Origin of the sequence: Rhodoligotrophos defluvii (genome assembly GCF_005281615.1) — a bacterium.
GTDB lineage: Bacteria > Pseudomonadota > Alphaproteobacteria > Rhizobiales > Im1 > Rhodoligotrophos > Rhodoligotrophos defluvii.
On record NZ_SZZM01000002.1, the window covers coordinates 971,890 to 996,481 of the forward strand.

The 24,592-nt window shown below is 63.1% G+C and carries 23 protein-coding genes; 12 read left to right on the top strand and 11 right to left on the bottom strand.

Annotation, left to right across the window (positions count from 1 at the left end):
* Positions 1–200: 200 nt before the first annotated feature.
* Positions 201–395 carry a hypothetical protein gene (locus tag E4P09_RS13700; RefSeq protein ID WP_137390127.1) on the top strand — a complete coding sequence of 65 codons (195 nt, stop codon included), beginning with the start codon at positions 201–203 and terminating at the stop codon, positions 393–395.
* On the opposite strand, the gene E4P09_RS13705 is transcribed toward E4P09_RS13700, so the two are convergent.
* The 4 genes from E4P09_RS13705 to E4P09_RS13720 form a co-directional block, all read right to left on the bottom strand.
* Positions 392–1,552: a transporter substrate-binding domain-containing protein gene (locus E4P09_RS13705; protein ID WP_170984414.1), complete on the bottom strand. Its 1,161-nt coding sequence runs from the start codon at positions 1,550–1,552 to the stop codon at positions 392–394. The two genes, E4P09_RS13700 and E4P09_RS13705, sit on opposite strands and share 4 nt — an antisense overlap.
* Before the next feature lie 127 nt (positions 1,553–1,679).
* Positions 1,680–2,537 (bottom strand): YsnF/AvaK domain-containing protein, encoded by an 858-nt coding sequence (locus E4P09_RS13710; protein WP_137390129.1) that lies wholly within the window; start codon positions 2,535–2,537, stop codon positions 1,680–1,682.
* Between the two features lie 57 nt (positions 2,538–2,594).
* Positions 2,595–2,963 (bottom strand): YsnF/AvaK domain-containing protein, encoded by a 369-nt coding sequence (locus E4P09_RS13715; RefSeq protein ID WP_239025171.1) that lies wholly within the window; start codon positions 2,961–2,963, stop codon positions 2,595–2,597.
* 682 nt (positions 2,964–3,645) lie between these two features.
* Positions 3,646–4,809, bottom strand: coding sequence for an acyl-CoA dehydrogenase family protein (locus E4P09_RS13720; RefSeq protein ID WP_137390131.1), 1,164 nt, complete (start codon positions 4,807–4,809; stop codon positions 3,646–3,648).
* Between the two features lie 152 nt (positions 4,810–4,961).
* Here E4P09_RS13720 and E4P09_RS13725 point away from each other — a divergent pair, with 152 nt between their 5' ends.
* Entirely contained in the window at positions 4,962–5,654 is a 693-nt protein-coding gene (locus tag E4P09_RS13725; protein WP_137390132.1) for a winged helix-turn-helix transcriptional regulator, read from the top strand.
* A gap of 37 nt (positions 5,655–5,691) precedes the next feature.
* Here the strand turns inward: E4P09_RS13725 and E4P09_RS13730 are convergent, their stop codons facing one another.
* From E4P09_RS13730 to E4P09_RS13755, 6 genes are all read right to left on the bottom strand, one after another.
* Positions 5,692–6,411, bottom strand: a complete 720-nt coding sequence (locus E4P09_RS13730) for an ABC transporter ATP-binding protein (protein ID WP_137390133.1) — start codon at positions 6,409–6,411, stop codon at positions 5,692–5,694.
* The gene (locus E4P09_RS13735) at positions 6,404–7,147 is read right to left on the bottom strand and encodes an ABC transporter ATP-binding protein (protein ID WP_137390134.1); all 744 of its coding nucleotides are present in this window, start codon (positions 7,145–7,147) and stop codon (positions 6,404–6,406) included. The genes E4P09_RS13730 and E4P09_RS13735 overlap by 8 nt, the downstream gene beginning before the upstream one ends.
* Positions 7,144–8,160 carry a branched-chain amino acid ABC transporter permease gene (locus E4P09_RS13740; RefSeq protein ID WP_137390135.1) on the bottom strand — a complete coding sequence of 339 codons (1,017 nt, stop codon included), beginning with the start codon at positions 8,158–8,160 and terminating at the stop codon, positions 7,144–7,146. The genes E4P09_RS13735 and E4P09_RS13740 overlap by 4 nt, the downstream gene beginning before the upstream one ends.
* Entirely contained in the window at positions 8,153–9,043 is an 891-nt protein-coding gene (locus E4P09_RS13745) for a branched-chain amino acid ABC transporter permease (RefSeq protein WP_137390136.1), read from the bottom strand. Before E4P09_RS13745 ends, E4P09_RS13740 begins: the two co-directional genes overlap by 8 nt.
* Positions 9,044–9,109: 66 nt before the next feature.
* Positions 9,110–10,288 (bottom strand): ABC transporter substrate-binding protein, encoded by a 1,179-nt coding sequence (locus E4P09_RS13750; protein WP_137390137.1) that lies wholly within the window; start codon positions 10,286–10,288, stop codon positions 9,110–9,112.
* Between the two features lie 279 nt (positions 10,289–10,567).
* Positions 10,568–11,497: a LysR family transcriptional regulator gene (locus tag E4P09_RS13755; protein WP_137390138.1), complete on the bottom strand. Its 930-nt coding sequence runs from the start codon at positions 11,495–11,497 to the stop codon at positions 10,568–10,570.
* A 109-nt stretch (positions 11,498–11,606) separates the two neighbouring features.
* Between E4P09_RS13755 and E4P09_RS13760 the strand changes: the two genes are divergently transcribed.
* From E4P09_RS13760 to E4P09_RS13800, 9 genes are all read left to right on the top strand, one after another.
* Positions 11,607–12,164 (top strand): phosphonopyruvate decarboxylase, encoded by a 558-nt coding sequence (locus E4P09_RS13760; RefSeq protein ID WP_428977707.1) that lies wholly within the window; start codon positions 11,607–11,609, stop codon positions 12,162–12,164.
* A gap of 1 nt (position 12,165) precedes the next feature.
* On the top strand, positions 12,166–12,762 hold the full coding sequence (locus E4P09_RS13765; RefSeq protein ID WP_137390139.1) for a thiamine pyrophosphate-dependent enzyme: 597 nt from the start codon (positions 12,166–12,168) through the stop codon (positions 12,760–12,762).
* On the top strand, positions 12,759–14,249 hold the full coding sequence (locus E4P09_RS13770) for an aldehyde dehydrogenase (protein ID WP_137390140.1): 1,491 nt from the start codon (positions 12,759–12,761) through the stop codon (positions 14,247–14,249). Before E4P09_RS13765 ends, E4P09_RS13770 begins: the two co-directional genes overlap by 4 nt.
* A gap of 61 nt (positions 14,250–14,310) precedes the next feature.
* Positions 14,311–17,301 (top strand): xanthine dehydrogenase family protein molybdopterin-binding subunit, encoded by a 2,991-nt coding sequence (locus E4P09_RS13775; RefSeq protein WP_137390141.1) that lies wholly within the window; start codon positions 14,311–14,313, stop codon positions 17,299–17,301.
* Positions 17,298–18,167 carry an FAD binding domain-containing protein gene (locus E4P09_RS13780; RefSeq protein WP_137390142.1) on the top strand — a complete coding sequence of 290 codons (870 nt, stop codon included), beginning with the start codon at positions 17,298–17,300 and terminating at the stop codon, positions 18,165–18,167. Before E4P09_RS13775 ends, E4P09_RS13780 begins: the two co-directional genes overlap by 4 nt.
* Positions 18,164–18,673 carry a (2Fe-2S)-binding protein gene (locus E4P09_RS13785; protein ID WP_137390143.1) on the top strand — a complete coding sequence of 170 codons (510 nt, stop codon included), beginning with the start codon at positions 18,164–18,166 and terminating at the stop codon, positions 18,671–18,673. The genes E4P09_RS13780 and E4P09_RS13785 overlap by 4 nt, the downstream gene beginning before the upstream one ends.
* Positions 18,670–20,217: a class I adenylate-forming enzyme family protein gene (locus E4P09_RS13790; RefSeq protein ID WP_137390144.1), complete on the top strand. Its 1,548-nt coding sequence runs from the start codon at positions 18,670–18,672 to the stop codon at positions 20,215–20,217. Before E4P09_RS13785 ends, E4P09_RS13790 begins: the two co-directional genes overlap by 4 nt.
* A 12-nt stretch (positions 20,218–20,229) precedes the next feature.
* Complete coding sequence (locus E4P09_RS13795; protein WP_137390145.1) at positions 20,230–21,045, top strand: enoyl-CoA hydratase/isomerase family protein; 816 nt, start codon at positions 20,230–20,232, stop codon at positions 21,043–21,045.
* 46 nt (positions 21,046–21,091) lie between these two features.
* Positions 21,092–21,994, top strand: a complete 903-nt coding sequence (locus E4P09_RS13800; protein WP_170984415.1) for an AraC family transcriptional regulator — start codon at positions 21,092–21,094, stop codon at positions 21,992–21,994.
* On the opposite strand, the gene E4P09_RS13805 is transcribed toward E4P09_RS13800, so the two are convergent.
* A complete protein-coding gene (locus tag E4P09_RS13805; protein WP_137390147.1) occupies positions 21,986–23,392 on the bottom strand; it encodes a UbiD family decarboxylase in 1,407 nt (468 codons plus the stop codon). The genes E4P09_RS13800 and E4P09_RS13805 overlap by 9 nt on opposite strands.
* Before the next feature lie 176 nt (positions 23,393–23,568).
* Here E4P09_RS13805 and E4P09_RS13810 point away from each other — a divergent pair, with 176 nt between their 5' ends.
* On the top strand, positions 23,569–24,573 hold the full coding sequence (locus E4P09_RS13810; protein ID WP_170984416.1) for a TAXI family TRAP transporter solute-binding subunit: 1,005 nt from the start codon (positions 23,569–23,571) through the stop codon (positions 24,571–24,573).
* Positions 24,574–24,592: the final 19 nt, after the last annotated feature.

Genomic DNA, 24,592 nt, shown 5'->3' on the forward strand with positions numbered 1-24,592 from the left:
CAATTCGCGCCCTGCCCTCCAGTTCGCGTGGACGGGCCACACCTCGACCGATTGGCTCGGCGCACAGCGGGAGCAAACCTCGCACTCAATCCAGTCCAATTGATGGCCGTGCATTCTCCGCAGAATGCGCAGATTGCGCCGCGGCCTTGCCTCACCACAAGGCTCCTGGTGCGGCGATTTCACGAAGCGGGGATTTTGTGATGTGGAGCTGGTGGGCAGAGGTGATGGAGAAATGGGTAAGATTCGTCATAGCGGTTCATAACCACTGCGAAGGGGAAAACCTGACTTATGAGCTCTATCAGGAGGGGCTTTGGAAGCTTTGCAAGGACGATTGTGTGGAAACGATAGATGAAATCGAGCAGCGCCTCGACCGCCTGTTCGGCGACACCGTTTAGTGATGGCCGTGGCCGAACAGGGCCATTTCGCCGGTTGGAGGAGCACGGTGATCCGGACTCTCGCCCAAATAGCGGAATGTGGTGGTTCTCCACCAATCACTTCTTGTCACGGCAAGCAATTGCCGGTCGATTGGCTCGCGAAGCCCGCTTCCAGTGGGCAATGCGATTCCGTAGCTCTGCTTGTCGAAGATCGGGTCCAGCAGATCGAGCGAGCGCTGGTAATTTCTGTTGATCTGCCAGGCGAGAAGTGGCCGATCATAGACGAATGCATCGATCGTTCCGTCCTTCAGGGCGGCCAAGCCTGACTGGAGATCGGGAAACGGTTGAAAGCTGATGCGCTGGTCGGCCAGATAGTCGACCGCTTCTGAGTTCGCGACGGTCCCCACATGAACGGAGCGCAGGTCGTCCACCCCGTGTATGGCGCCGCGCAGCTGTGTTGCCGTCAAAGCCGAAGCGATCAGCGCCGTGAAGGTGGAGATCACCAGCACCGAAGTGACGCCCCAGCCCATCGCAAGCAGCTCGCCGGGTAAGGTCACGGGGGTCTTGTGCGATGCATGACCTGTCGCCGTCGAGGCCGACCAGAGGAGGCTCTGGATCAGTCCTTGTTTTCCGGTGAAATCCCGGTTCTTTCGTCGCTCAACCAGCCAGCACAGCACACCCACGAGCACCAAGGCGCCGAGCAAGCCCAGGATTCCCACGAGCATATCCCGCGAAATGATGCTGTGCAGCAGCTTACCCCAGCTGGTGTGCCTTTTGGCAACGGCAATGCTCAGGCCGGTCTCATAGAACGGCTGCGAAAAATCCAGCGCCTTCTCGCGCTCTGCTGTGATCGTGAGGGCGGCCACCGCCACGTCGAACGAGCCGTTGGCGGTGCCGAGGATCAAATTCTGCAGCGATGTCTCTGTGAATCGATATCGTAGGCCGAGTTCGTCGGCGATGCGGCGCCACAAGTCGATGGTAATACCTTCCCATTCGCCATGTTCGGACTTCATGGCAAAGGGTGGGGCCTCCTTGGTGCCAACGATCAACTCTCCACCCTGAGTGCCTTCGACAGGCGCCTGGGCAACCGCGCAGACCGGCAACAGGAGGCAGAGCGCTATAGCACCTGCCGCGACCCGATATGCCCAGAACCGAGCAGCCACAAAATAATCCGTCAACAGAAAATCCATAGTGCCCGGAGAGGTGAGGCGAAAATGTCTTTTTGCTTCGCACGGGTCCTGTGCAGAAGCCACTACGGCCAGAATCCGAGGTCGAGCAACCGTCGGCCTCGGATTCTGGGGATGGTTATGCCGGGTTCGTTGGATTGGTCGGCTTTGACGACTCGGTGCCGCTGGCCGGGATGTGCTCGATCTCGACCTGCTGCCGGCGGACCTTGTCGTGTACGGTCTCGACGTGATCGCTGCCGGTAAGGCGCAGGGCGACCTCTTCGACGATCCGCGCAGTCTTGTTTACGACGGCATGCTCGGCGGTCTCGACCACCTCGATCGTGCTGTCTGCCCAGTCGACATGGTCGACATATTTCGGATCGCTGACAGCCTTGCGAATGACCTCCGCGTGTTCTTCATGGAGCGTGACATGCTTTGTCACCGGGCGCTCGGTCACGAAACGGCGAACCCGGGTTCGCCCGGTTTCGACCATCTTCTTGCCGACGTTCAATTGCTCTTCGGCGAGCTTCAGAACACCTTGATGGGCTTCGGCGAGCTTCGGTGACACGGCAACTTTCTGCTCAGAGGGAAGCGGCGTCGCGCAGGCGAGCTTCGCGGCGGTCTCCACATGCGCAGCAGGCGCGATACCAGCGGTAATGGCGCGGTCGTGCACGTCAATCGGTCGATGCAGGTCCAGGATTCCCGTCGCATGGGCGACCTCGTTCCCTACGGTGCGCAAGACCACGACACTGCCACCGTGATCGATCGCGTGCGAATAAACCGCCGCCTCATGCTCGAAGACGTTATCGCCGAGCAAGCGCTTCCACAGGCCCTTCTTGTGAACATTGCCCTTGCCATTGGTGCTCAAACGGCTCTTGTCAAAAACGCTGATGTCGTCATCAGCAAAACCAGAAGCCTTGAGGGCCTTAACCGCGGCATCGGCTTGCTTTGTTGTGTCGAAAACTGCAACAACGGTTTGAATGTTTTGACTAGGCATTTGTCTACTCCTCGTGCGTTAAATGGATCGTGAAAATAAGTCTAGGGCAGAGAAATCTTATTCCGGTGATGTTTTCGCTGGCACGTGCGAGATGACCGCTTCCTGGCGCCGCAGGGTTACGCTCTCCCGGTGCCTTTCAGTGGTGCGTACACGGCGGATATGGATCTCCTCCTTCAGCATGAGACGTCGCTCCACGACCAAGACTTCCTCGAGCACTGGAACAATGGTGACGTTGCCCTCATGCCGAACCGAGGGAACGGCATCGATGGGCCGGTTGACGGAAACACGCTCGATCTTGACGTGTTCGCTCGCGAGTTCCTCGTCTACCATCTCCTCGTGGGTGCGGGTTACCGTGCCAACGTGCACTCGGCCGGTCTCGACCTTCTCCTTCGAAACACTCAGTTCTTCCGCATGCAGGGGGATCAAGGTTTCACGCAGGCCGTCGGGCGCCGGGCCTCCTTTCCCGGAGCTTCCTGCGTTGCTATGGCTTCTGCCCTTGTGTGTCTTTGATGTCATGCCCTCGGACCATTGCTGAAATTGGATCGGAAGAAGCAAAGTAATCGGAGGCAAGGCTCGTGCCTGGGAGAAAGACGTCGCCTTGCAGTTCGGTTGTCGCTTGTCCCTCGGTGTGCGGCCCAATATCAGTCGCGCGCACCGAATAGTAATACCTCGCGAAAATCCATAATCTTACGCAGATGCGTTCACGAAATACACGTGATTGTCAAAAACCGTTGATCCTGTAATTTGATAAAATAACAGAGAAGATCAATCAATCACTCATTTCTTGCATCCCTAACGCAAGCTTGCATCTTATGTAATAGTACAAGCATATAATTTCAGAATCGAATGTACAGTTTCGAATCTTAGGGCGACATGCATTAATTCTTTATATCAAGGGACCGAAATGAACAAGATCCCATTCGTTACCTGTTGGTTTATTGATAGGCACGTGCCGTAAATGTCGCGCAGCGAAGCACGGTTTGGGCAAAGCCTGGCGCGTGCCGGTGACGACCCGCCGCCGCCAACACATCCCTGCCACGGGCCCGAGGCCGGGCGGCATGGCTGGGCGGCGGCTGAGTGATCCGCTGAGCGCGGGGTGCGCGCCCTGTCAGAAAATCGTCGCGACCGGCTGCCCAAAGGCCATGGCACCGGCATATTGCGCTTGCGGGCCAGCCTGAAGGGGATGGAACCGGGCGCCCTGAATATCGCGGAATCGGCGCTCCAGGCCGTTGCAGCGATAGAAGCCGGCGCCGCCCGATAATTCGAGCGCGAGTTCCACCGCTCGGATTGCGTGCTCGGCAACGAGGGAACGGCCGATCATCACTTCATTGACCGTATCCGCAGACGGCGCGTTTCTGGCAACGGCTTCGAGCATCCAGCGATGCGCCAGCTGCGCAGCCCTGAGCGCGGTTTCCATCCGGCCAGCCAGCTCAAGGCTGTGGGCGGTTGGCGGCCTGCGCTTGGCAAGGGAGAGCGCCACATCCCGCGCGCTTTCCGCCACACCGAGATAGACGGCATAGATCAGCGGGAACGCGATGGTGGCGATGATCTGGAACACGGGGTGCCATTCGCCCGCCTTTCTGGAGAAGGCCACATTGGCATCGGGGATGAACAGATCCTCGATGACCACATCATGGGAACCCGTGCCGCGCATGCCGAGGGTGCGCCACGTATCCACCACCTTCACCTCAGCGGCTTTCATCGGCGCCGCGAAATGGATGACGGCTTGCGAGCCGTCCTCCGCCTCGACCACTGCCCCGGTCATCAGCAGGTCGCCGGCCTCAGCGCCCGACGTGAATACCTTGCGCGCGGAAATACGGTAGCCGCCGTCCACTTTCACAGCCCTGCCGGATCCGCCGATCCAATCGGATCCGCCGCTCGACAGCAGGATCAGCCGCTCGGCGGCCACGCGCTTGAGCAAAGGCTCCACAGCCGCGACTTTCTGATGGCGCCAGCGCCAGGCGGGAATGGCGACCTGGTGGGTGTGCATGGAAAAGGCGAGCGCGGTGGAGCCACAGGCCTGTGCCAGCACCCTGAGCATGTCCGCGAGCTCGGCAATCTCGGCACCCCCGCCGCCCAGCTCTTGCGGCACGCCCGCTTCCACTAGGCCGGAGTCCTTGAGCAGTGCGTAATTCTGGGCGACGAACGTATCGGTCTCGTCAAACCGGCTCGTTCGTTCTGCCAGAACGGGCGCGAGATCGCGCGCGATCTCCACCGGATTTTGCGGTGCCAGCGCCGATCGCTGGGTTAGATGTGAAGCTGTGCTGGTCATGTCGGTTCCTCCAGACGGTCCAGGAATGCTGGAGGATCGCGCCGTGACGCCATGGGGTCCAGTTCACGAACTGTAGTGGCATCCTCAACGTCTACTTTCTGGAGTTGCACATTTGCGCTATGTTCACGCCAAAATGCCGGAGGTGACCGTGGATGGAGGATCGTGGAGGGTACGGCCAGTTTTGCCCTGTCGCGATGGCCTCGGAAATCCTGTGCTCGCGGTGGACCACGCTCGTTGTCCGTGAACTTCTCTGCGGCGCAACGCGCTTCAATGATGTGCGCCGTGGCGTTCCGCGCATGTCTCCAGCGCTCCTGTCCAAACGGCTGAAGGAGCTCGAGCGCGCCGGCATCGTCCGCACCATTCGCAATGCGAATGGAATCGTCGAATATCATCTCTCCGCGGCCGGAGAGGATTTGCGTCCCATCATTCTTGGCATCGGCTTCTGGGGCCAGCGCTGGGTCGAATCCCGGCTGTCCCTGAAGAATCTCGATCCATCGCTGTTGATGTGGGACATGCGGCGGAACCTCAATCCGCAGCCGTTGCCACCCAAACGGTGCACGATTCAGTTTCTGTACCCGGAGCTTCCGCCGTCCAGGCAGAACTGGTGGCTCGTCGTCGACGCAGGACAGGTTGATTTGTGCGGCTTTGATCCCGGGTTCGAGGTGGACCTGCTGGTCACAGCCTCCCTCCGCAGCATGACCGCCATCTGGATGGGCCTCACCCTGGTGCGCCATGAGGTCGATGCGGGCCGGGTGTCGCTCGATGGCGACCCAAAAATCGCGCGCGCCATGCAGCAATGGCTCGGCCTCAGCCCATTCGCGGCCGAACAACGCCGGGTGCAATAGCAGCTCCTGGGCAAGCCTCGGACACGTCTCCATCCGGTCAGGCGACCATCGTCGCGAACAGGCGCTCCCGGTCGGCGGCCGAACCGGGCGCGCCCTCGAACACCACGGCCCCCCGCTCGATGGCATAGAAGCGTGACGAGATGTCCAACGCCCGCTGAACGTTCTGCTCCACAAGCAGCACTGCTACTCCCTCGCGCGCCAGCCCAGCGATGATCGCCATGATCTCGTCGACGATGCGGGGCGCGAGCCCTTCCGTGGGTTCATCCACCAGAATGAGCTTGGGCTTGCCGATCAGCACGCGGGCGATCGCCAGCATCTGCTGCTCGCCGCCGGAGAGGGTCGTGCCTATCTGGGAGCGCCTTTCCGATAGCCGTGGAAAGCGACGATAGATTGCCTCCAGCCGCTCCAGCTTCTCGCGCGAGGCCACGTCGCGCAGCTGATAGAACCCGAGGCACAGGTTTTCGCTCACGGTAAGGCCGGGAAAGATCCGGCGGTCCTCCGGAACAAAGCCGATGCCGCGGTGACAGACCGCAACCGCATCTCTGCCGCCGAGCTCCTCGCCCCGGTACTGGATCGAGCCAAGCCGTGGCTCGAGCCAACCTGCGATGGTCTTGAGAAGCGTTGTCTTGCCGACCCCATTGCGGCCAAACAGCGAGACGATCTCGCCGCCATCTACCTCAAGACTGATCCCGCGCAGCACGTCGGCCAGCCCATAGCGAGCATAGAGGCCCGAAATCTGCAGCAGCGGCTCAGCCATGGCCGAGATAGGCCTCCTTCACCTGCGGATTGTGACGGATTTCCTCTGGGCTGCCTTCCGCGATCTTCGCGCCCTGCACCATGACGATGATGCGATCCGACAAGCGCATCACGAGCCCGACATCGTGCTCGACCACCAGTACGCTCACCTCGCCGGCGAGCGAGCGAATCAATCGGCCCGTCTCCTCGGTCTCGCCGTGAGACATGCCTTGGGTCGGCTCATCCAGCAGCAGGACCTTCGGCCGCGACGCCATGGCGGTCGCGATCTCCAGCCGGCGCTGTTCGCCATGGGAAAGATGGGCCACCGGCACACACCGGAGGTGGTCGAGCCCGAAGCGTTCGATCATCCGATCCAATGCGTCTCGCGCCCGATGGTTGAGCCCGACCGGCAGCAAACCCCGAAGCCAGGGCTCGTGAATCTGCGCCGCGAGCCGCAGGTTCTCTTCCACCGTCAGGTCGTCGAACAAGTTCGTGGTCTGAAATGACCGGGCAAGGCCCGCGCGCACGAGCTGCTGCGGACGCCAGTTGGTCACATCCCGCCCGCCCAGCAGCACCCGTCCGCCACGCGGCCGCATCGCACCGCTGATCAGGTTGAACAGTGTCGATTTTCCCGCGCCATTGGGACCGATGACCGAGGTGACGCTCCCTGGCTCGACGGTGAATGAGACACGATCAACGGCGGTCAGGCCGCCGAAATTCAACGTTAGATCATGAACCGAGAGCAAGGACGCGCTCATTTCGCCTCACCCGACTTCCCTTTGGCCAGGCGGTCGAGCACGCCGAGAATGCCCTTCGGAAAGGCGATCACGGCAATGACGAACAGAATGCCCACCGCGATATGCGCATGCTCTGTATAGCTGCCCAGAACGGACCGCAGGAACGTGAGCAGAAAGCTCCCGAGCAGCGCACCGACCAGCGTGCCCGTTCCCCCAATGATGACGGCAATGATCGCCCAGGCCGAGGTCTGAAAAAACATCAGCTCGGGTGAGACGAAGCCGCGCAGCATGGGATAGAGCGCCCCCGCCAGCCCGGCCAGGCTGGCCGCCGCGATATAGGCGCCCAGCTTGTAGCGCCTGGTCTCATAGCCGAGAAAGCGTGCGCGCGCCTCATTCGCGCGGATCGCCGCGAGCACGCGGCCATGCGGTGTGTTCAGCAGCCACGCAATCGCAAGGTAAAGCGCGCTGAGCAGAACGAGCGCAACGAGAAAGAAGCCGAGGGGGTCCGCCGCATTGATGGTGAACAGACCGAAATTGATATCGATGATTGGTATGCCGATGATCCCGTCGGAGGCGCCAAGCGCTCGGGTGTTATAGACGATCTTCGCCACCACCTGTGCGAGACCGAACGTGATCAGCGCGAAATATACACCGCGCGAGCGCACCGCGATGAGCCCTCCGATCACGCCCGCCACGGCGCTTGCGCAAACCGCAGCAGCCATGGCCAGCCAGAACGATGGCGAGACATCCTTCAGCACCAAGGCCGAGACGTAAGCGCCGACACCGAAATAGAGGGCCTGGCCGAGTGTGAGCATGCCGGTTCGGCCGAGCAGCAGATCGACCGAGAGCGCGAGGCCTCCGAAAATCAACGCTTCCGTCGCGAGCCGCAGATAGAAGCTCGCGCCGCTTGCATGCGCGATAAGGCCAAAGGCGAGAGCGGCTGCAAACAGGACGAGGGAAGCAACCCGCAGTGGCGGCCAGCTGGAGGCGGAACGCGCCAGCGCGTTGAGGTCCTCGCGCGGGGCGTCAACCATAGCCGAGCTTTCCAAACAGACCTTCGGGCCGCACCACAAGGGTTGCAATCATCAGGGCAAAGACCACCGGCTCCGTCCAGACCGGCGATATCCAGATACTGGAGACGGCTTGGACCTGCGTCAGCAGCAGGCCCGCGATGACAGCGCCCTTGATCGAGCCGAGCCCGCCGACGATCACCACCGCGAAGGCCATGAAGATGAAATCGCGCCCCATGGTTGGGAAGACGGAGTAGATCGGCGCGAGCAGAATGCCCGAGAGCCCCGCAAGGGCCACACCGGTCGCGAAGGTCATTGCGTAGACACGCTTGACCGGTATGCCGAGGGATGATGCCATGTTCGGGTCATGTGCGGCGGCCCTCACGGACGCGCCGAACTGCGTGCGAAAGATAAACTGCCACACCGCAACGATGATCAGAACCCCGATGGCGATCAGGAACAGCCGATAATTCGGCACGATCACCCCGAACAGATCGGTGACGCCGCCAATCGGATTGGCCAGCCGCTGCGGGTTTGGCCCGAAGATGAGCTTCAAGACGTCCTCGAGCACCATGCCGATGCCGAAGGTCAGCAGAAGCGTCCGCGTGTGGCGCTCCTTGTCGTTGTAGACGCGTTGGACGAGAAGACTTTCCGTGGCCCAGCCCAATGGAAACAGCAGCACCGGAACGAGCAATAGCAAAGCCCAATAGCTGATGCCGATGCCGGCAAGGGCCAGCGCCAGATAGGCGCCGATCGCATAGAACTCTCCATGCGACATGTTGATGACGTCGAGCAGGCCGAAAATGATGGTCAGGCCGAGCGCCATCAGCACCACGGCGATGCCGATGGCGAGCCCGTTCACCATCTGCGGCAGGAGGACGAACTGGATCATGTCCAGCACTGGCATCTCGGGTCACCCTGTTCGCCGCGCGACTGTCGAGCGGCTGCCCGAAGACTTAGCCGCGCGGCCCTGTCAGAACCGCTCGCAAGTGTCCGGGCCGATCACGTCCGAACCGGCGATTTTGTTGATGATGCCGAATTGGCCATCCTTGATCTGAACGATGTACATATCCTGGACGGCTTGATGGTCGCCCGCGCGCATCGTCTTCATTCCTTGCGGCGTGCTCCACTGGAGACCTTCCATCGCCTTGCGAACGGCGTCGGTTTCTGTCGTCTTCGCCTTCTCGACGGCCGCTTTGTAGAAATAGAGCACGCCATAGGAATCCGTGCCGAAGAGGTCGGGCTTGCTGCCATGCATCGCCTCGAAAGCCGCCACGAACGTCTTGTTCTCGGGCGTGTCGATCTGGGGGGAATAACCGATGCCGGTCACAAAGCCTTCCGCAGCCTTGCCCAGCGCCTTGATGTTCTGGCCCGACACGGCCCCCGAAGCCCCCATGACGATCAAGCCCTCGAGCAACCCGAACTCATCCAGTTGGGTGAGGAACCGCACGGTGTCGTTTCCAGCTGTCGCCGTGTAGATGACGTCGGGGCGCGCCGCGCGGATCTGGCCGAAATATTGGGAATAGTCGTTATTGCCGAGCGGCGCGAAAATCTCGCCTGCGGATTGCGCACCCTTGGCCTCAGCCGCTGCTTTGAAGGCGGCCACGCTGGAGCGGCCCATCTCGTAGTCCGGGCCGACATAGAGCACCCGAGCATCCTTGGCCCGCTGCGCCAGCCATTCCGCCAGCGTCGCCGCCTGCATGTGAGCGCTGGCGTTCACGCGGAACATGTTGGGCGAGCATTGTGCGCCGGTGATCGAATCCGCGTAGGAAACGGTCGTCGCGGCCAACGTGCCGTTGCGCTCGGCAAGTTGCCCCACCGATAGGGTCGCGCCGGAATTGACCGTTCCAGTGAGGAATTCGACCTTATCCGACTGGATGAGCTTTTCTGCCTTCTGCGTTGCCACCGCCGGATTGGCCTCGGAATCCTCGTAAACAAGCTCGACCTGCCGGCCCAGAATGCCGCCGGCCTGGTTGATCTCCTTGGTGGCGAGATCGAGCCCCCAGCGGATCTGCTGGCCGATACCGGCATAGGTCCCGGAGATGGGGGTCACCACGCCGATACGCAGAGGGCCTTCTTGCGCCAATGCCCCGCCAAAAGCGGAAATTGTCGCGGCAACCACGGCAGCCGCCGTCAGATTGATGGTGTGCAACAAGCTCTCCTCCCTTTATCTGCGGGGCCGGTATTCCGATCCCCTCCTGCGCCCATCCGGTTGGCCCGAATTCGTTGTGAGCGCGCCCGTTCTACGGCTCGTCTCTTCTCAACCCCTCCACTCCACGATCAGAGGCGCCAAGCACCGTCTGTGTACGCCCTTTCCCTAACGGCGAGGGTTGAAGCACGTAGCGCACGACATCCAGGCTAGACGGCAATATCCATATTTCACAAATAGACGTTTTTTGGATCACCTATTGACAATGTGCATAGCTCTCATTCAGGAGATCACGCGGGCACCCGGCCAACCGCCCTTGCGCACCATGGACAAGACGTGCTCTGCCATTGCATCTGAGAAGACGCGGACGGAGTACGGCTGGCTGCGGTCGATCGGCAGCACCAGCACAATGCGGCGCAGGACCTCCGGCTCGCAAAGGGGCGCAGCGGAGATCTGACGGTCGGCCAGCTCCGCTGCGACGGCCGAGGGCGGCAGCACTGTCCATCCGAAGCCGGTGCGGGCGAGCTCAAGCTGGGTCTGGAGCGAATCGGCCTCGACACGGACGCTGAGACGCACATTGTGACGCTGGGCGGCCTTGTCGACGAGCTTGCGCAAGCCATGCTGCGGGCTTGGCATGACCATGGGCACTGACGCGAGGGTGGCGAGCTTGACCGGAACGCCGATGTCGAGCCCCGCGCGGGGAGATGCGACCACGAACAGCGGCTCCTCGACCATGGGCACCACATCGTAGCTCGACAGGGTCGGCAAGTCGTAGAGAATGGCAATATCGAGCTGGCGCCGTCCGAGCCACTCGATGAGAAATCCCGCATAGCCGGTGACCAGCCTCAGCGACACCAGCGGGTTGTTCTCGACGAACGAGCGGACGAAGGGCACCAGAGCCCTGTCGCCGAGGCTCGGAATGACGCCGCAGACCACGCTGCCCGTGATCGCGCCGCGCAGTGCGAGAAGATCTGCGCGCGCATGCTCGACCTCCCGCAGGATTGCGCGTGCATGCTCCAGCAAACGGTCGCCCGCTTCGGTCAGCTTCATCCCGCGGCCTTGGCGCTCGAACAGCTCCGTCCCGAACTCCTCCTCCAGCATTCGGATCTGCCGGCTCAGCGTGGGCTGCACGGTGTTCAGCCGGTCGGCTGCGCGCGTGAGGCTGCCGGTTTCCGCCACCTGGATGAACGTCCTCAGCTGCCGCAGATCCAATGGAAAGCCTCCAAGCTATAAAACCCGTGCATAGGGTATAGCGAAACAAACTATTTTTAAAAACCTCAGTCGAGCGCCTAACCTGCGGCCGGTGCCCCAAGGGGCGAGGATGAATGAGGACGAAATGCAGGCTGCGCTGCGCAGCGAGCACGCTCAAACCCCCTGGCAGGACGTATTGTTCGAAGGTCTGAAGCGTGGCGGGATTCGCCAGGTGCCCTACGTGCCTGATGCCGGCCATAGCCATGTTATCCGCCGGGCGCAGGCCGAGGTCGGGATGAAGGCTTATCCTCTCACAACCGAGGAGGAAGGCATTGCCGCACTCTGCGGTGCTTGGCTCGGCGGTGAGAGGGGCGTCTTGCTCATGCAGTCGAGCGGTGTCGGCAATTGCATCAACATGCTGAGCCTTTTGGCGAGCTGCCGCTTTCCGTTCCTGACCATCGTGACCATGCGGGGCGAATGCGGAGAATTCAATCCCTGGCAGGTGCCGATGGGCCGGGCCACACCGGCGGTCCTCGCAGCCATGGGCGTCACGGTGCACCGGATCGACTGCGCCGAAGACGTAGCGAATACGATCGACCTGGCCATCCATGACGCCTTCCTGAGCGAGCAGCAGATCGCTGTGCTGCTGTCGCAAAGGCTGCTGGGCCGCAAGAATTGGACCGACTGACATGTTGCAGCAGGAGATTGCAGCGCAACTCGATCGAAGGCAGGCCGTTGCCACCCTTCTCAGGGATCGCGGCGACCTGCTGGTCATCACCGGCCTGGGCTCGCCGGCCTACGACGCCATGGCCGCTGGCGACCATGACCGCACCTTCTATCTCTGGGGCGCGATGGGCGGCGCCGCCATGATGGGCTTGGGACTGGCCTTGGCCCGGCCTCAAGAACGGGTGGCGGTGATCACAGGCGATGGCGAGCAGCTCATGGGCGTTGGCGGCTTGCTGACCATCGGCGCCGTCCTTCCGAAGAACCTCGCCGTGGTCGTGCTGGACAACCGCCATTACGGAGAAACCGGCATGCAGCCGAGCCACACCGCGCTGGGCATCGACCTCGTCGGAATCGCCAGAGCCAGCGGCTTTGCCTGGTGCCATTCGGTCACGGATCCCCGCGGGCTCGAGGAGCTCCGGTCCCATCTGCACGAAGCCCAGGGCCCCGGCTTTGCCTCCATTCTCGTCAAGCCGGACAGCCCCTCCCGCGCCTTGCCGCCACGTGATGGAGTGGAACTCAAGAACCGCTTCCGTCGGCAATTGGGGCTCGCCACCATATGACATCCCTGCTCCAGCGCTATTACAACCTCGTCGGCGGCACCAAGCACGAAGCGGAGAATGGGGCCTGGATCGAAAGCTTCGACCCTTATCGCGGGAGCCCATGGGCCGAAATCCCGCGCTGTGGTCCGGCCGATGTGGACAAGGCAGTGACCGCGGCGAGAAAGGCCTTTGAGGGCGCCGCTTGGCGCGGCCTCACCGCCTCATCCCGTGGCAAGCTGTTATGGCGCCTGGCCGATCTCATTGAGCGCGATGCCGAGAAGCTCGCGCGACTGGAGGTTCGCGATAACGGCAAGCTCTTTGCCGAAATGCACGGCCAGCTCCGCTATATCCCAGAATGGTATCGCTATTTCGGGGGCCTCGCCGACAAGGTCGAGGGCAGCGTCATCCCAACCGACAAGGCGGACATATTCAACTACACCCTGCGCGAGCCCCTGGGGGTCGTGGCCGCAATCACGCCGTGGAACTCGCCGCTTCTGCTCTTGACCTGGAAGCTGGCGCCTGCGTTGGCGGCGGGCAATACTGTCGTGATCAAGCCCTCAGAGCACGCTTCGGTCTCGACGCTCGCCTTCGTCGATCTGTTCGAGGAGGCAGGCTTTCCCCCAGGTGTCGTGAACACGATCACGGGCTTTGGCCGTGACGTGGGTGACGCGCTCGTCGCCCATCCGCTGGTCGCCAAGGTGGCATTCACCGGCGGGGATGCGACCGGCGCCGCTGTGGCGGCCAAGGCTGGCGAAGGCATCAAGCATGTTTCGCTCGAGCTTGGCGGCAAGTCTGCCAACATCGTTTTCGAAGACGCCGCGATCGATGACGCGGTGCGCGGGGCGATCGCCGGCATTTTCGCCGCGTCCGGACAAACCTGCATCGCCGGATCGCGCCTGCTGGTGCAACGGTCCATCCACGATGAGTTCGTCGCCAAGCTCGTGGACTTTGCCCGTCCCGCAAAGCTCGGCGACCCGATGGAGCCGGAGACGAACGTCGGGCCGGTGACCACGACCCAGCAGCTCGAGCGCGTATTGCGCTATATCGATATCGGCCGCCAGGAAGGCGCCAAATGCATGCTTGGCGGTGGCCGCCCCAAGGACGGCGTGCTCGGCCAGGGCTGGTTCGTCGAGCCGACCATCTTCACCGGCGTCGAAAACGAGATGCGGATCGCCCAGGAGGAAATCTTCGGGCCGGTGCTAAGCGTCATCCCCTTCGATGACGACGAGGATGCCGTGCGCAAGGCCAACCAGGTGGCCTATGGGCTGGCTGCAGGACTATGGACCCGGTCCATGCCGCGCGCGATCAGGCTTGCAGCGCGGCTCGAAGCCGGTACCGTATGGGTGAATACATACCGCGCCGTGAGCTACACTTCGCCCTTCGGCGGCTATAAGCGAAGCGGCCTCGGCCGGGAATCCGGCAAGCGAGCCATCGAGGAGTACCTGCAGACCAAGAGTGTCTGGATCAGTTGCGCGGAGGGTTTTTCGAACCCATTCGTAATGCGTTGAGGCCGCAGGAGAACGGCCCGCGCCCGGGAGAAGCGGACGAAGTGGCTATGAGGAGTGGCGAATGAGGCCCGCCGGTGGCGTGGCCAAGGCAGCACCGCAATCCGCGCCCGCTCGGCAGAGCTGGGTGGGCCGGCCGATAGAGCGCCGCGAGGACGAGGCGCTTCTGTCGGGTCGCGCGCGGTTCATCGACGACCTCGAGCCGGTAGCCGGCCTGCGCTATGCGGCTGTTCTGCGCTCGCCACATGCCCACGCCCGCATCCTGTCCATCGACACCTCCGAAGCAGCGGCCATGCCGGGTGTGGTCGGCATCGTCACCGGGGCGGAGGTGGCGAGCCTCATCAAGCCGGTTGCGAGCGTCATCCGCTCGCCTATTGCCTTCTATCCCTGCGCAGTGGACAAGGTGCGCTATGTGGGCGAGCCGGTGGCGGTGGTCATCGCTCGTGACCGCTATCTCGCCGAGGACGCGATCGAGCGGATCCGCGTGGAGTACGATCCGCTGCCCGTGACAGTCGATCCGGCGCAGGCGGTCGTGGAAACGGCGCCGGTTCTCCACGAGCAGCTCGGCTCCAACATCGCCTTGGTGCGCAACCACGTCTATGGCGATCCTGAACACGCCTTTGCCGTCGCGGACCATGTCTTCGCCCTGGATTATCGCTTTCCCCGCTATATCGCGACACCGATGGAAACCTTCGGGGTCATCGCCCATTACGAGCAGTCGCCCGAACAGTACACGGTCTGGTCCAATTTCCAGGGGCCGTTTGTCATCCAGCCTCTGATGGCAGCCTCCCTCGGGGTTGCCGGCAACCGGCTGCGGCTGATCACGCCGCCGGCCAGCGGCGGCAGCTTCGGCGTGAAGCAGGCGGTCTTCCCCTACATCGTGCTGCTTGCCGCGGCGAGCCGCATCACCGGCGTGCCGGTAAAATGGATCGAGGATCGTGCCGAGCACCTCACGGCCGCCACGGGCGTGAGCGATCGCGCCGGACGGATCCGCGCGGCCTTCACGGCACAGGGAAAACTTACTGGTCTGCATTTCGAGAACGTCGCCAATATGGGCGCCTATGTGCGGCCGCCCGAGCCTGCTTCGCTCTATCGGATGCACAGCGCCTCCAACGGCGCCTATCTCGTCGAGAACATCCGCGTCGACAACAGGATCGTCGTGACCAACACGCCGCCGGTGGGGCTCAACCGGGGCTATGGGGGGCCGCAGTTCTATTTCGCGCTCGAGCGGATCATGGACGTCGCCGCCCGTGGGCTTGGGATCGACCCGGGTGAACTCAGGCGGCGCAACTTCGTCCCGAAAGATGCCTTCCCCTATCACGCGGTCGGCGGCTCGGTGTTCGATGCCGGCAATTACGAGGCTGCGCTCGAAGAGCTGCTGCGCATCTCGGGCTATGACGAGCTTCTGCAGCGGCGCGAACAGGCACGGCGCGAAGGGCGGCTATACGGCATCGGCTTTGCCACGGGCGTTGAGCCCTCCGGCTCCAACATGGCCTATGTGACCTTGGCGCAGACCCCGGAACAACGCGCCAAGGCCGCGCCGAAATCCGGAGCGCCGGCCAGCGCCACTGTCACGATGGATCCGACGGGGCGTGCAACCCTGAGGCTCGATTCGACCCCGAACGGGCAGGGCCACGCCACGGTCGCTGCGCAGATCGTCGCCGACCGGCTCGGCATCCATCCCGACGCAGTCGATGTGGTGACGGAAATCGACACCCTGACCAGCGCCTGGTCGATCTCCTCGGGCAACTACTCCAACCGGTTCTCGTCGATCGTCAGCGATGCCATCGCCGATTGCGCGGATGCAGTGGCGTGGAAGCTGCGCCGCATTGCCGGCGAAATGCTGGATGCAAGCCCCGATGACATCGAGCTGGCCGATGGCGCCGCACGCGTGGTCGGCGTGCCGGATCTCAAGATCCCCGTTCATCAGATCGCGGCGAACACCCACTGGAACACGCAAGGCATGCCGGAAGGCGTCTCACCCGGTCTTTCCGAGACAGCCTATATCTCGCCGCATGCCATGGGCTCCGTCGATGAGGCCGATCGCGTCGCCTCTGCGGTCACCTATGGCTTCGTCGCGGACGTGGTCGCGGTGGAGATCGATCGCGAGACCGGCGAGCTCGCCATAGACCGCTACGCCTCAGTGCATGATGTGGGCACCCAGCTCAATCCGCTCATCGTGGAAGGGCAGATCCGCGGCGGTTTCCTGCACGGGCTCGGTGCCGCCTTGATGGAGGAGCTGCGCTACGACGAGGAAGGCCAGTTCCTGTCCGGCACCTTCGCGGACTATACCTGCCCGACAGCCATGGAAGTGCCCGAGGTGCTGATCGGGCACACGGAAACCCGCTCTCCCGCGAACCGGCTCGGCGCCAAAGGCATGGGCGATGGCAGCTCCATGCTGACGCCTGCTGCCCTTGCCAATGCGGTGGCGGATGCCTTGGGACGGGACGACATCGAAATTCCGCTCACCATGAGCCGGCTGTGGCGCCTTGCCAATCCCGATGCCCAGAATGAAGAAGCCGCGGCGGCCGATGGGGGGGCGCGCCCGGGCGAACTCACGGGAGCCGGAACCGCCATCGTGCCGATGCCGCCCGACGAGGTCTGGCGTCGGCTGACCGACGCCGAGACGCTCGCCGCAATCGTTCCCGGCTGCCGCAAGCTTGTCAAAGAGGGCGAAAACCGCTTCCGGGCAGAAGTGGAGCTGAAGGTCGCTGCGATGCGCGGTCTGTTCAGCGCCACCATCGATCTGCGCGATCCCGCACCACCGAGAAGCGTCAATCTTGTCGGCACGGTCGCCGGCGAGCTGGGCTTTGGCCGCGGTGAGGGGGTCGTGACTCTCGAGCCCTTAGATCGCGGTACGCGCCTCTCCTATCGTTACCGCGCGCGTATCGGCGGCAAGGTCGCAACGGTCGGCCAGCGCATGTTGGGCAAGGTCACCGAGGTGCTGATCGCCCGCTTCTTCAAAGCTCTGGCCGCGGGAGCGCAACGGGAGCGGCAGGGCTTTGGCGCCCGCCTCGGCGCCTGGTTCACGAGCAGAAAGGGGAGGCGCGTATGAAGCCCGTGCCCTTCGACTATGTCCGCCCGGAGACTGCTGAGGAAGCCGTGGCACTCCTCGCCGAATTTGGCGGCGACGCAGTTCTCCTTGCGGGGGGCATGTCGCTGGGGCCCATGCTCAACCTGCGCCTGGTCAGGCCCGCTGTGCTGATCGACATCGGCCGTATCGGCGAGCTCTCGACGGTAACCGCCGCAGACGGAACGATGCTGACCGGCGCGGTGCTGCGGCAAAGCCAGGCGCTTGCCAATGGCGAGCTGATGAGGGCGCTCCCCCTGCTTGGCCTGGCGCTGCCCTGGGTGGGCCATGTCCAGACGCGCAATCGTGGCACGCTCGGCGGTTCGGTCGCGCATGCGGACCCGAGCGCGGAGATTCCCCTGGTGCTTGCGACCTTGGGCGGGCACGTGCATCTGCGCTCGCGGCGCGGCCGGCGCCGCATCCCGGCGCGCGACTTCTTCTTGGGCATGCTCACCACCGCCCGTTCTCCCGAAGAGATGGTGCTGGCCCTGGAATGGCCGCAGCAAAGCGCAGGCGAGATTTTCGCATTCCGAGAAGTGGCCCAGCGCCATGGCGATTTCGCTGTTGCAGCGGTGGCCTGCCGTGCGCTGCTTGATCATGGCAGCCTGCGAGAGATCACGGTCGGGATTGGCGGCGTTGAAGACCGGCCCGTGGTCTTCTTGCCCGCCGACTATGCCGGAGCCTCCGCGGGTGCTGCTCTTGCGGAAAACATCGCAGCCGAGGTCGCCGCGCGGCTCGATCCGCTGAGCGACCATGTGGCCAGTGCAGGCCAGCGGCGGGCTCTTGCCCGCACCTTGGTCCGGCGTGCTCTGGTCGATGCATTCACCGCACCCGAAAGGATGGCCGCATGACCGCTGCGTTGAGGAAAGGCGACCAGCGCCACCGCATCGAGCTCACCGTGAACGGCCGCAGGCGGATGGGCGAAGCGACCCCACGCACACTGCTCAGCGATTTCCTCCGCCACGAGCTCGGCTGCTTCGGCGTCCACGTGGGCTGCGAGCATGGCGTCTGCGGCGCCTGCACCATCATTCGCGACGGCTATGCCCAGCGCAGCTGTACCCAATACGCCATCCAAGCGGAGGGCGCCGAGATCCGCACCGTCGAATCCCTGAGCGACGGTGCCGATCTCAACCCGCTGCAAGCCGCGTTCCGCCGCCATCATGCCCTTCAATGTGGCTTTTGCACCCCGGGCATTCTCATGTCGGCCACCGAGTTTCTCGAACGCAACCCGGCTCCGACCGAGCGCGAGGTGCGCGACATGCTGTCGGGTCATATCTGTCGCTGCACGGACTACCACGGGATGGTGCAGGCTATCCTCGAAGCCGCCGGCAAAAGGACGGAGGAGAAGGGGTCATGATGGATCTCGGCACCCTGTTTCATTTCGCCGTACAGCGCTGCCCGGGCGCCGAAGCGATCGTCGATGGCAGCACCCGGCGCACCTATGCGGCCTGGTATGGCGAGATCCGCGCAGTGGCAGGCGCGCTGCGCGGCATGGGGCTCAAACGCGGCGACCACCTGGTCGTGGTGATGCGGAACCGCTACGAAACGGCGAGCCTCTATTGGGCAGCCCATATGCTGGGGCTCATCTTTACGCCGGTCACCTGGCGCGCTAGTGCGGACGAGCTGCGCTATTGCCTCGAAGATGCCGAAGCGGCTGGCGTTGCCTTCGATGACGGCGCCGGCGACGAGATCGGCAAGGCCTTGGCCATGATCGATTTTCCTGCAGAGAAATCGGTTGTCGGTCCGGGCGGGCGCGGTGAAGGCGTGCGCTTCGAAAGCCTGCTTGCAGCGGACCCGATCGACGGGCCCGAAGCCAAGATCGATGCCGAGGCCGCCTGCCTCATGCTATACACCTCCGGCACCACTGGCCGGCCCAAAGGCGTGCCGCGCTCCCATCGCGCGGAATACATGGCGGGCCTATCGCAGCTCGTGCACAACCGCTATCGGTTCGGCGAGTCCGCCATCGGCGTCATGCCCATGTTCCACACCATGGGCGTACGGATCATGCTGTCGACGGCGATGCTGAACGGCAAGCTGGTCTGCGTGCCGGATTATCGCCCTGAGCGCGTCATCGCGCTGATCGAGGAAGAGCGGATATCCAGCGCCTTTCTCGTGCCGACGATGTTCCACGACATCCTTCGCCATCCTGACTGCGCGGCCGCCGACCTCAGCTGCCTCACCCATGTCGGCTATGCCGGCATGTCCATGACCACCTCCTTGACCAAGGCCGTGCAGGAGCGGCTGCGGCCCGAGGTGTTCATCAACTTCTACGGCTCGAGCGAGATCTATACGTTTTCCGTCTGCGATCACCTAGACCGGAAGCCCGGATGCGCCGGACGGCCTGGGGTGAACCAGGCACTGCGGATCGTCTCCACCGCCGCTGGTCCCGACGATATCGACGCGACGGTTCATCCGGGCCAGACGGGCGAGATCATCGCCAGCATGAGCAGCCCCGAGGCGTTCCGTTCCTATTGGAAGCGTCCGGATGCTGATCGCAAGGCGCTGCACAGAGGCTGGTACCGCACCGGCGACCTCGGGACCATGGACGAGGATGGCGAGTTGTACGTGGTCGGACGCGTGGACGATATGATCATCTCGGGGGCCGAGAACATCTATCCCGAAGAGGTCGAGGATGTGTTGAGCCGGATCGATGGCGTGACCGCGGTGGCGGTCATCGGCCTGCCCGACGAGCGCCTGGGCCAGAAGGTGGTTGCCTGTGTCGAGCCCAACGGCGAACACGTCACCTCGGATGCACTGGATAATGCCTGCCTCAGAAGCGGGCTCGCCCGTTTCAAGCGGCCGCGCGAGTACATTTTCGTCGAGGCTTTGCCCCGCTCGGCCTCCGGCAAGCTGCTGCGCCGCCGATTGCGGGAAACCTATTCGAAAAGCGAGCAATCCTAGGAGAGGAAACCGATGCGTAAAGATTATGCCGACCAGCGCGCTTCCGTTCTGCGCGAGCTTGATGGGCTGCGCTATGAGGTCGACACGGAAAACAAGATCGGATGGCTCATTCTCGATCGCCCTCCTCTCAACATCGTCTCCTATCGCGGCCGGCAGCAGATCAATGCCATCATGGAAGCCTTCTCCGAGGACGACGATGTCCGAGTCGTGGTGATCCGAGGCGCCAACGGCGTCTATACCTCCGGCGGCGACGTGAAGGCATTCCCGCAAATTCCGCTCGACCGCATGTCCGATCTCGCCTGGAACATCTCCGCGCCCGAGCGCTGCCCGAAGCCGGTGATCTGCGCCATCGAGAAATATGCCATGGGCGTGGGCTTCGAGCTGGCCATGGCTTGCGACATTCGTATCGCCACCAAGGATTCCGTGGTGGCGCTACCCGAAGTGACGCTCGGTCAGATTCCGGGCAGCGGCGGCAGCCAACGGGTCGCCCGCATCGCCGGCACGACGCGCGCCTTCGAGATGATGGCATTCGGCCGGCGGGTACCGGCGCCCGAGGCATTGCAATGGGGATTGTTGACCCGGGTCGTGGAGGATGCCGCAGCGCTCGAAAAGGAGATCATGGATATGGTTGCGAAGCTGCGGGCAGGCTCGCCGCTCGCCCTGCGCACGATCAAGCGCGTGCTCGCGACGACATATGATACGAGCCTCAGCGTGGGTCTGGAGCTTGAAGGCCATGCCTACGAGAAGCTTCGCCGCACAGAGGACTATCAGGAAGGCATCACTGCCTTTACCGAGAAGCGCAAGGCCAATTTCAAGGAGACGATCTAGGCGAGCAGGTGCGCAGCCGGGTGGCCGCCATGCTCGGGAGGTGCTCATGACCACAGCGCTAGAAATCTTCCAGGGCCGCTTCGGTAGGGTAGCGCTTCTCGATATCAATCAGGGGCTGGTGGATCACGCGCATCCCCATTGCCATGTGCTGATCAAACTGGGAGGCGCAGATAGCGCCTTCCGGGTGCGCGACAGGTTTTGTCCGCTGACAGACGAAACCATGGTGCTGGTGAACGCATGGGAGCAGCACGCCTACACGCCACAACGCCGCTCGGCCGGCACACTGATCCTGGCGCTTTACATCGAGCCCAGCTGGCTTGCGGAGCTTGATCGCCTGTTCGGAGCCAGCGGGCAGCCGGGTTTCTTTCCGCAACCTGTTGCGAGAGTGACCCGGCACATCCGCACCGCCAGCTACGAGCTCGCTGAAGCGCTCGCCGGAGGTGTGAGCGCCGGAGACCGGATGGATCTGCTCCATACGCTCATGGTGCAGGTCATCGAGCAATTCTCCCAATGGCGCGATCGAACGATCCGGCCTTGCATCCACGGAGACTTCCGCATCCGCAAGGCGCTCCGGCACCTGCGCGATTGCATCGGCGAACCCTTCATACTGGAGGATGTCGCCCGCAAGGCAGGCTTGTCCCGATCTCAACTATTTCGAGGGTTCAAGAGCGATCTCGGCATCACGCCTAAGCTCTATTTCAATTGCCTTCGCATGGAGCTCGCCATCTCATGCCTGGCGGAAGAGGACGAGCGGCTCGCGATCCTTGCGGACCGCTTGGGCTTCAGCATGCAATGCCACTTCACCCGCTTCTTCCGGGGCCATCTCGGGATCACACCAAGCCGCTACCGGCGGGTGGTGCGAGTTGCCGAGCCGATGAGATCCTTCCCCGCAAGAGGAACCATGCGTTCTCCCTCGGGCCGGGTGGCGGCGCAGCGGGCATCAGCCTAGGAGCTCGCGGAGCCGCTCCCGTCCATCCGGTGCAAGCAGGCTGTCCAAATCGAGCGTCTCCTCGCCGGGGACGCGAATTCTGGTGAAGGTGAACGGATCGACCCCCAGTGGTACCGTGGCATCCAGCCCCATCTTCGCGCTCACGCCGGCCTTGGCCGACGGGTCGAGCCTCGAGCCTTGAGCGCCGCTGACAAGTATGAGGTCGCGGTCTGCTTGGAACCGCGTGGCCACGGCCCATTGCACGTCGTGGTCGTCATGGATGTCTACATCGGGGTCGACGACGGTCACCTGCTTGATGTCGTAATGGGTGCCGAAGGCCGCGAGAATGATGTTCTTGGCTTCGCCCTCGCTGCGCTTTTCGATCTGCACCACCAGATGATAGCGGCACACCCCGCCGCGGGTCAGATGCACGTCCCGGACATTCGGGAACACGCGCTTGAGATGGGCGAGTATGGTCGCTTCCCTGGGCAGTGCCCCGAGCAAGAGATGCTCCAGCCCTCCGCCCACGATTGTGTGAAAGATCGGGTTCCGGCGATGGGTGACGAGGTCGATCTCGATCACATGCTGGTCCTCGCGGCGGCCGTAATACTGCGGAAACTCGCCGAACGGCCCCTCCGGCTCCCGGACGTTCGGCAGAAGCCGCCCCTCCAGCACGATTTCCGCCTGCGCCGGCACGCGAACGTCATTGGTCCGGCATTTGACGACTTCCAGCGGCGTCCCATGCAGCGCGCCCGCGATCTCCAGCTCGTCCTGCCCTAAGGGTGCAATCGCCTGCGAAGACAGCAGGGTCAGGGGATCCACCCCGATGACGATGGCGACCTGCAGAGGCACTCCGGCTTTCTCCGCCATCTCATGGAAAGCGAGCGTATGCCGCGGCAGCAGCAGCACGCCGATCCGGTTCGGCCCCGATATTTGACATCGATGAATCGTGACGTTCTGCTCGCCCGTTGCCGGGTTGCGGGAAATCAGCAGTCCAGCCGTGATATAGGGTCCGCTGTCGAGCTCGTTGTGTGTCGGAATTGGCAGCAGCCTCACGAGATCGATACGCTCGTGGATCACCTCCTGGACAGGCGCATCCGGGACCTCTCGCCAGGCAACGGGGTTGTCTGCTGCCCGCCGGTAGCGCTCCAGCAGTTCGGCTTGTGGCACACCCAACGCTTCGGCAAACCAGCTTCGGTCGCATAGAAGATTGGCGATGACCGGAATCCCTTGCCCGCCCGGTTCCGGACAAAGAATCGCGGAACGCGTCTGAAGACGTTTGGCCAGGGCGGCGATTTCAAATCTGAGGTCCAAGCCCGGTCGCGCAATGAAGAGCCGTTCGCTCGACGCCAGATGACGGAGCCATGGCCGCAATTGGCGGAATGGTGCTGGTTGCATCGATGCCTCCCTCCAGCGCATTCCAGTGGATAGCCAAGCTGCGCCGATTAGACCACATGCTGCCGGTGCCCAGCCTGATTTTTGAGACTGCAGGGCAAATGTTGCCACCTCAGGGCAAACACAGGTGCTCTTCTTCCGTTATACTCGGCCTTTGGATCTGCAACCTCAACGACACGAAAGATTCCGGGAGGGTCCACATGCGCAGAGGGATGAGGCAGCTGGTTGGCTGCGCGGTTGCGGTCGGGCTATTCGCCATCGGACTAGGGGCCAAGGCGCAGCAGGCGCCGGTCAACTGGACGCTGGCGTCGTTCGTGCAGGGCTCGAGCTGGTATGTCTATGGGGTCAACCTCGGCGAGCTGCTGCGGGCGGCGCTGCCTGAGGGCTCCACGGTCGACACACCGCCCATTGCCGGCGGAACGGGCAATCCTCCCCTGGTCGCGGCTGGGAAGGCAGATCTGGCGCTGGGCATCGCCACCGTCAGCGGGTGGGCCATGGAAGGCAAACACGCGTACGAGAAGCCGTTTCCCAATCTCCGCGGGCTGATAGGCGGGCTCGACGAGTATTTTCTGCTGCCCGTCGCCAAGGGCAACAGGCCTGCCGATCTCGACACATTTCTGAAGGAGACGCCGAAGGCGCGCATCGTGCTCCTGCAAAAGGGAAGCCTCGGCTCCCTCGGCGGGCAGCAATTGCTCGAGATCGCCGGCGCAGGTGAGAAAGCCCTGGCGGATGCGGGCGGCTCTTATGAATTCGGCTCCTTCGACATGGTGAAGACGCGCTTTGCCGGCGGGTCCGCGGACGTCTTCGTTCAGGTGGTCACCGTCGGCCATCCCGCGATCACCGAAATGGGCCAGAGCCAGCAGCTGACATATCTCCAGCCGTCCGACGAGACCTTGGAGAAAATGCGGGAGCAGTTTGGATGGGGCGTGGCCGTTCTTCCCGCCGGCACCTTTCCTGGGCAGGAGAAGGACCTGAAGCTGCCGAGCTCGACCACCATGCTGTTCACCACCGCCGAATTTCCGGCAGATCACGCTTACTTCGTCGTCAAGACCATTTGCGAACAGACGGAAAAGCTGCGAGCGGCCCACGAAGCGCTCCGGGGTTTTGATTGCGAGAAGGACAAGGTGTGGCGGCAGGAGGTGATCGGCATTCCCCTGCACGAGGGTGCAGAGCGGTATTACCGCGAGCGTGGCTGGATCCAATGACGGTCGAGATGAGCGGCGT

Excerpts from the sequence above, each read along its gene's own strand:
- E4P09_RS13700 (WP_137390127.1), top strand. The coding sequence starts at position 201 with ATGTGGAGCTGGTGGGCAGAGGTGATGGAGAAATGGGTAAGATTCGTC.
- E4P09_RS13710 (WP_137390129.1), bottom strand. The coding sequence starts at position 2,537 with ATGCCTAGTCAAAACATTCAAACCGTTGTTGCAGTTTTCGACACAACA.
- E4P09_RS13720 (WP_137390131.1), bottom strand. The coding sequence starts at position 4,809 with ATGACCAGCACAGCTTCACATCTAACCCAGCGATCGGCGCTGGCACCG.
- E4P09_RS13725 (WP_137390132.1), top strand. The coding sequence starts at position 4,962 with ATGGAGGATCGTGGAGGGTACGGCCAGTTTTGCCCTGTCGCGATGGCC.
- E4P09_RS13730 (WP_137390133.1), bottom strand. The coding sequence starts at position 6,411 with ATGGCTGAGCCGCTGCTGCAGATTTCGGGCCTCTATGCTCGCTATGGG.
- E4P09_RS13735 (WP_137390134.1), bottom strand. The coding sequence starts at position 7,147 with ATGAGCGCGTCCTTGCTCTCGGTTCATGATCTAACGTTGAATTTCGGC.
- E4P09_RS13740 (WP_137390135.1), bottom strand. The coding sequence starts at position 8,160 with ATGGTTGACGCCCCGCGCGAGGACCTCAACGCGCTGGCGCGTTCCGCC.
- E4P09_RS13745 (WP_137390136.1), bottom strand. The coding sequence starts at position 9,043 with ATGCCAGTGCTGGACATGATCCAGTTCGTCCTCCTGCCGCAGATGGTG.
- E4P09_RS13760 (WP_428977707.1), top strand. The coding sequence starts at position 11,607 with ATGAATGAGGACGAAATGCAGGCTGCGCTGCGCAGCGAGCACGCTCAA.
- E4P09_RS13765 (WP_137390139.1), top strand. The coding sequence starts at position 12,166 with ATGTTGCAGCAGGAGATTGCAGCGCAACTCGATCGAAGGCAGGCCGTT.
- E4P09_RS13770 (WP_137390140.1), top strand. The coding sequence starts at position 12,759 with ATGACATCCCTGCTCCAGCGCTATTACAACCTCGTCGGCGGCACCAAG.
- E4P09_RS13775 (WP_137390141.1), top strand. The coding sequence starts at position 14,311 with ATGAGGCCCGCCGGTGGCGTGGCCAAGGCAGCACCGCAATCCGCGCCC.
- E4P09_RS13780 (WP_137390142.1), top strand. The coding sequence starts at position 17,298 with ATGAAGCCCGTGCCCTTCGACTATGTCCGCCCGGAGACTGCTGAGGAA.
- E4P09_RS13785 (WP_137390143.1), top strand. The coding sequence starts at position 18,164 with ATGACCGCTGCGTTGAGGAAAGGCGACCAGCGCCACCGCATCGAGCTC.
- E4P09_RS13790 (WP_137390144.1), top strand. The coding sequence starts at position 18,670 with ATGATGGATCTCGGCACCCTGTTTCATTTCGCCGTACAGCGCTGCCCG.
- E4P09_RS13795 (WP_137390145.1), top strand. The coding sequence starts at position 20,230 with ATGCGTAAAGATTATGCCGACCAGCGCGCTTCCGTTCTGCGCGAGCTT.
- E4P09_RS13800 (WP_170984415.1), top strand. The coding sequence starts at position 21,092 with ATGACCACAGCGCTAGAAATCTTCCAGGGCCGCTTCGGTAGGGTAGCG.
- E4P09_RS13805 (WP_137390147.1), bottom strand. The coding sequence starts at position 23,392 with ATGCGCTGGAGGGAGGCATCGATGCAACCAGCACCATTCCGCCAATTG.
- E4P09_RS13810 (WP_170984416.1), top strand. The coding sequence starts at position 23,569 with ATGCGCAGAGGGATGAGGCAGCTGGTTGGCTGCGCGGTTGCGGTCGGG.